The following is a 6,000-nucleotide window of genomic DNA, read 5'->3' as shown; positions in this document are numbered from 1 at the left end:
GAGGTGCGGGCCCCTTCCGCGTTCTCTAGTGGATCTCCACGGGGTCGCCGACCTCCAGGTCCTCGTACCAGGCGACGGCGTCGTCGTGGCCGAGGTGGACGCAGCCCGCGGAGGGGTTCTGCGGGTTGCCCTCGTGGAAGGCGATGCCGCCGTCGGCGAAGAACACCGAGTAGGGCATCGGCGCGTCGTTGAACTCGGCGGACCTGTGGTCCTTGTCCTTCCACTGGACCTCGAAGTCCCCGATGGGGGTCTCCTTGCCCTGCCCGCCGTGCGAGATGCCCACCGGGCCGCGGGTGATCTTCCCGTCGTGGATCAGCCAGGCCTGGTTGTGGGCGAGGTCGACGCACGCCCGCGCCTGCTTCGAGCAGGGCGTGCCGTCCGTGGTGTTCCAGTGCCCGTCGTGCCCGTCGTCGGCGAACGCCGCGCCGGTGAGGGCCGCGCCGCCGAGCAGCGCGGTGAGCGCGCCGGCCGCGGCGAACCCGGTGATGCGTCGCCGGCCGCCCTCGGCGCGCCAGGCGTGTCGTGCCATCGTCTCGTCGTCCCTTCGCCCGTTCCCGAAGCGGCAACGACGGCGCGCGATACAGGTGACGGGACGTGACCGCAAGTCGACCGGACGTGCCCGGAGTCCGGATCGTCCCCGGCGGGTCACCGGCCCGTCAGGGCTGCCGGGACGGCCGGGAGGGAGCACGATGACCTCCAGAGCCCACCACGCAGCCGCGATCGACGAGGAGCGCCGCCATGCCCGATCTGAAGCCCCGGTCCCACCAGGTCACCGACGGCATCGAGCGCACGGCCGCCCGGGGCATGCTCCGGGCCGTCGGGATGCGCGACGAGGACTTCGCCAAGCCGCAGATCGGCATCGCCTCGAGCTGGAACGAGATCACCCCGTGCAACCTCTCCCTGCAGCGCCTGGCGCAGGCGGCCAAGGAGGGCGTGCACCGCGCGGGCGGGTACCCGATGGAGTTCGGCACGATCTCGGTCTCCGACGGCATCTCCATGGGCCACGTCGGCATGCACTACTCGCTGGTCAGCCGCGAGATCATCGCCGACTCGGTGGAGACGGTCGTCGAGGCCGAGCGGCTCGACGGCACCGTGCTGCTCGCCGGCTGCGACAAGTCCCTGCCCGGCATGCTGATGGCCGCCGCCCGGCTCGACCTGGCCGGCGTGTTCGTCTACGCCGGGTCGATCCTGCCCGGGCACGTCGACGGTCGCGAGGTCAACATCGCCGACGCGTTCGAGGCCGTCGGGGCGTGCGCGCGCGGGCTGATCAGCCGCGAGGAGCTGGCCGAGATCGAGCGGGCGATCTGCCCGGGCGAGGGCGCGTGCGGCGGCATGTACACGGCGAACACGATGGCCAGCGCGGCCGAGGCGCTGGGCATGGCGCTGCCGGGCTCGGCCAGCCCGCCCGCGGTCGACCGGCGGCGCGACGGCATCGCCCGCGCGTCCGGCGAGGCCGTGGTCGGGCTGCTGGAGAAGGGGATCACGGCCCGGCAGATCCTGACCCGGGAGGCGTTCGAGAACGCGATCGCCGTCGTCCTGGCGTTCGGCGGCTCGACCAACGCGGTGCTGCACCTGCTCGCCGTCGCCGCCGAGGCCGGGGTGCCGCTGGAGCTCGACGACTTCAACCGGATCGGCGACCGCGTCCCGCACCTGGCCGACGTCAAGCCCTTCGGCGCGCACGTGATGAGCACGGTCGACCAGGTCGGCGGCGTGCCCGTGGTGATGAAGGCGCTGCTCGACGCCGGCCTCCTGCACGGCGACGCCCTCACCTGCACCGGTCGCACCGTCGCCGAGAACCTCGCCGAGATCGACCCGCCGGACCTCGACGGCACGGTGATCCGCGCCCTGACCGACCCCATCCACCCGACGGGCGGGATCACCATCCTGCGCGGGTCGCTGGCCCCGGACGGTGCCGTGGTCAAGTCCGCGGGCTTCGACGCCGCCGAGTTCCGCGGGCGCGCCCGGGTGTTCGACGGCGAGCAGGGCGCGCTCGACGCCGTCGCCGACGGCACCGTGGTTCCCGGCGACGTCGTGGTGATCCGGTACGAGGGCCCGCGCGGCGGCCCGGGGATGCGGGAGATGCTCGCGGTCACCGGGATGATCAAGGGCGCAGGCCTGGGCAAGGAGGTCCTGCTGGTCACCGACGGCCGGTTCTCCGGGGCGACCACCGGCCTGTGCATCGGGCACGTCGCGCCGGAGGCGACCGACGGCGGCCCGATCGCGCTGGTGCAGGACGGTGACCCGATCGTGCTGAACATGGCCACCCGCACCCTCGACCTGGACCTGCCGGAGGAGGAGCTGGAGAAGCGCCGCGCCGACTGGACGCCGCGGGACCCGGGGCGCCGTCGGGGCGTGCTGGCCAAGTACGCGAGACTCGTGGGGTCGGCGGCGCAGGGGGCGGTCTGCTCCCCGGAGTGAGGGCGCCGGAACGCGCGCGAGGAGCGGTGTGGGGAAGAAGCAGCAGGCGCGGGGCCAGAAGCGGGCGGCGAAGGTCGCGGCGCGCCGGAAGAAGGTCAGGCGGACGCAGGAGCCCCTGCGCCCCGTCGTGACCCTGCCCGGGCTCGACGAGTACGGGCCGGACGACAGCCTCGAGCCCGGCCTCGGGCAGGACCTCGCCGAGGAGCTGGAGGCCGTCGAGGAGATGCGCTACGCGGTGGCGGAGATCCGCACCGTCCGCGCGGTCGGCCCGTACGACGGCAACCCCGAGTGGCTGGAGGTCCTGGAGGCCAACGTCGACGCGCTCGCCGGGGCAGAGGAGGACGACCTGGTCGTCGAGATCATCGACGACCGGGTGCGGCGGGCCGTCGCGGACACCCTCGCCTCGTCCTCGCCCGAGCCGGCGCGCGAGGAGGTCCGCTGCCTGGTGGCGTCGGACGGCGAGATCGCCCCGCCCGACCTCGCCCCGGACGACCCGAGCGGCGCGCCCGCCCAGGCCCTGGCCTTCGCCGTCCTGATCGGCTGGCTGGCGAACCGCGGCCCGCGCCCGATCCCGGCGGCCGCCCGCACCCGGGTGCCGGAGTGGGTCCGGTCCACGCTGGGTGCGGAGCCCGCGGCCGCCGTCGACCGCGTGATCGGGATCCTGGGCTCGGACGCCGAGCGCGCCGAGGCGATCGGGCCGGTCGCCGAGGAGCTCGGCGACGACTACCTCGCCGCCCTCCTGTGGGTCGCCGCCGGCCTCGTCGCCCTCTACGGCGAGGGCGACGTCGCCTTCCTGCCCGGCCCCGACGCGCAGGGCTGAGCACGGAGGTCCGCGTACGGCCCGGCCCGTCGGGCAGGGGGGACGATCCGGACCGGGCGGAGGCACGTCCGAGTCGATCGTCGACACCCATCTCTGGCGCCGGGCGGCGACCTGACCGCTCACGCGGAGCGGGCCGCGTCTCCCTCCTCCCACGCCTTCTCCAGCAGCCGGAGGAGGGCGTCGGCGGGCTGGGCTCCGGAGGCGCCGTAGGTCGCGTCGACCACGAAGAACGGGACCCCGGTGATGCCGTGGCGGCGGGCCCGGTCCTCGTCGGCGCGGACCGCGTCGAGGTACTCGTCCGACCCGAGGACCCGGTCCACGGCGCCGGCCTCGAGGCCCGCGTCGACGGCCAGGCGGCGCAGGGCCTCCGGCTCGCCGATCGGCTCGCCCTCGGCGAAGTACGCGTGCTGCAGCCGCTCCTTCAGCGTCTCCTGCAGCGTCGCCCCGCCGGCCTCCCAGGCCAGGTGCAGCAGCCGGTGCGCGTCGACCGTCGAGCCGTCCTGCGCCGCCTCGAACCGGAACTCCACGCCCTCCTCCGCACCCATCGCCGCCATGCGGTCGTGCATCGCGCGGACCTGCGCGCGGTCGCTGCCGAACTTGGCGGCGAGCCGCTGCTCGCGGTCGCCCTCGTACCGCCGGGGCGCCCCCGGGTCCAGCTCGAAGCTGCGGTAGCGCACCACGACCTCCGCGGCGTGCGGGAAGCGCGCGAGCGCGGCGGCGAACCGGCGCCGCCCCAGGGCGCACCACGGGCAGACGACGTCCGACCAGATCTCGACCTTCACCCCTCGCCCAACCCCGGACGCGTCAACCGGATTCCGCCGTCCGGCTCACAGGGTCCTCTCAGCGCCGTCCTACCCCCGGGACGGCGATCCGGGCCATGGTCGAGGGGTGCGACCGAGGGGGAACGGACGGGGGAGCGGAGCGCGCACAGGGGGGAGCAGACCGCCCGAGGGGCCGGACCGCGGGACGGTGGCGCGGGCGTCGACGGGGGACGCGGCGGCGATCGAGGAGGTCCTGCGGATCGTGCGGCCCTTCGCGCTGCGCTACTGCCGCGCGCGGACGACGACCACGCTCCCGGGCGTGACGGCGGAGGACCTCGCCCAACAGGTCTGCATCGGGGTGCTCGGCGCGCTGCCCCGGTACGAGGACCGCGGCCTGCCGTTCCTCGCGCTGGTGCACCGGATCGCGGTGCACGAGGTGGGCGACGCCTACCGCGCGGCCGCGCGCAGCCCCGAGCTCGCCGACCTGGTCCCGGACCGGCCCGACCACGCGACCGGTCCGGAGGAGCACGCCCTGGTGCACGACGACCTCGCGCGGCTGCGGCCCGCCCTGGACCGGCTGAGCCCGACCGCCCGCGAGGTCCTGGTGCTGCGGGTGGCGCTGGGCCTGTCCGCGGACGAGACCGCGGCCGTCGTGGGCAGCACCCCCGGGGCGGTGCGCGCGATGCAGCACCGGGCGCTGGTCGCGCTGCGCCGGCACGCCCGGGAGGCCGGGATCGCTCCTGGTGCCACCGCGGAGATCGCACGCCGCTGACCTGCGGCCCGCGGTGATGTCCGGTCCCCTTACCTCCCGGTAACACGCCGGATCCGGAGCGGACACACGGGAGATCCACCGTGGCGGTATGCAGGAGAGCCTCGGGGAGCCGGTGGGGGGTCGGGAGCACGCCGACGCCCTGGCCGGCCCGTCGCCGACCGCCGGGGTCGGCGTGATCGTGCCCTTCGACTTCGCGCTGGACCGCGAGCTCTGGCGCTGGGTGCCCGACGACGCCGCCCTGCACGTCACGCGCACCCCGTTCGTGCCGTCGCCGGTCACCGCGGAGATGGCGCGGGCGATCTCCGATCCCGAGCCCGTGCGCCGGGCCACGCGGGACGTCCTGGTCCCCGAGCCCGGCGTGGTGGCCTACGCCTGCACCTCCGGGAGCTTCGTCGACGGGGCGGCCGGCGAGATCGCGCTGACCGGGGTGATCCGCGAGGCCGGGGCGCCGCACGCGCTCACCACCGCCGGAGCGCTGGTGGAGGGCCTGCGGTCGCTCGACGCGCGCCGCGTCGCCGTCGTCACGCCCTACGTGGACGACCTCACCCGCCGGCTCGAGGAGTTCCTCGCCGCGCACGGGGTCGAGACGGTCGCGAGCGTCGGGCTGGGGCTGCTCGGCCAGATCTGGCGGGTGTCCTACGACGAGGTCGTGCGCGCGGTGCGCGCCGCCGACCGGCCCGAGGCCGAGGCCGTGTTCATCAGCTGCACCAACCTGTCCACCTACGACGTGATCGCCCCGCTGGAGCGCCTGCTCGGCAAGCCGGTGATCACCGCGAACCAGGTGACCATGTGGGCCGCGCTGCGCGCGGTCGGGCACCGCGCCGTCGGACCGGGCCAGTCGCTGATCCACGGCACCGCGGGATCGGTGCCGCCGCCGCACCTGCGCGTGGTGCCCGACCAGCCGACCCACGACGGGGAGCCGGGCGGCCGGGGCGGCGGCCCGGAGGACCCTCAGGTGCTGCACAAGGTCCGCGTGCGGCTGCCCGACGAGTCCGGCGCGCTCGCCCGGCTCACCGGGGCCGTCGCCCGCACCGAGGGCAACATCCTCGGGCTCGCCGTGCACGGGCAGGACTCGCGGTCGGTCGTCGACGAGATGTTCGTCGGGTCCGCCCGCGGCGCCGACGAGCTGGCCCGGGCCATCCGCGAGGGGCTCGGCACCGAGGACGCCGGCGCCGTGCTCGTCACCCCCGCGGACCCGCACGACCTGGTCGACGCCCCGACCCGCGCCC

General features: G+C 75.5%; 5 protein-coding genes and 1 pseudogene. 4 read left to right on the top strand and 2 right to left on the bottom strand.

What is annotated here, in order from left to right:
- Positions 1-25 precede the first annotated feature (25 nt).
- The gene (locus ACFQH9_RS24410; RefSeq protein ID WP_379569345.1) at positions 26-529 is read right to left on the bottom strand and encodes a L,D-transpeptidase; all 504 of its coding nucleotides are present in this window, start codon (positions 527-529) and stop codon (positions 26-28) included.
- A 209-nt stretch (positions 530-738) separates the two neighbouring features.
- Here ACFQH9_RS24410 and ilvD point away from each other — a divergent pair, with 209 nt between their 5' ends.
- Positions 739-2,418 (top strand): dihydroxy-acid dehydratase, encoded by a 1,680-nt coding sequence (gene ilvD, locus ACFQH9_RS24405; RefSeq protein WP_379569343.1) that lies wholly within the window; start codon positions 739-741, stop codon positions 2,416-2,418.
- 28 nt (positions 2,419-2,446) lie between these two features.
- Entirely contained in the window at positions 2,447-3,238 is a 792-nt protein-coding gene (locus ACFQH9_RS24400) for a hypothetical protein (protein ID WP_379569341.1), read from the top strand.
- Between the two features lie 119 nt (positions 3,239-3,357).
- On the opposite strand, the gene ACFQH9_RS24395 is transcribed toward ACFQH9_RS24400, so the two are convergent.
- Positions 3,358-4,020: a DsbA family oxidoreductase gene (locus ACFQH9_RS24395; RefSeq protein ID WP_379569339.1), complete on the bottom strand. Its 663-nt coding sequence runs from the start codon at positions 4,018-4,020 to the stop codon at positions 3,358-3,360.
- A gap of 187 nt (positions 4,021-4,207) precedes the next feature.
- Between ACFQH9_RS24395 and ACFQH9_RS24390 the strand changes: the two genes are divergently transcribed.
- On the top strand, positions 4,208-4,771 hold the full coding sequence (locus ACFQH9_RS24390; RefSeq protein WP_379569337.1) for a sigma-70 family RNA polymerase sigma factor: 564 nt from the start codon (positions 4,208-4,210) through the stop codon (positions 4,769-4,771).
- Between the two features lie 88 nt (positions 4,772-4,859).
- Positions 4,860-5,615 (top strand): annotated as a pseudogene (locus ACFQH9_RS24385) (maleate cis-trans isomerase family protein); the annotation flags it as partial.
- Positions 5,616-6,000 lie beyond the last annotated feature (385 nt).

Source organism: Pseudonocardia lutea, from assembly GCF_042658055.1.
In the GTDB taxonomy this organism is placed as follows: domain Bacteria; phylum Actinomycetota; class Actinomycetes; order Mycobacteriales; family Pseudonocardiaceae; genus Pseudonocardia; species Pseudonocardia lutea.
The sequence above is the reverse complement of the archived record's forward strand: the minus strand, read 5'-3'. Positions and strand labels throughout refer to the sequence as shown.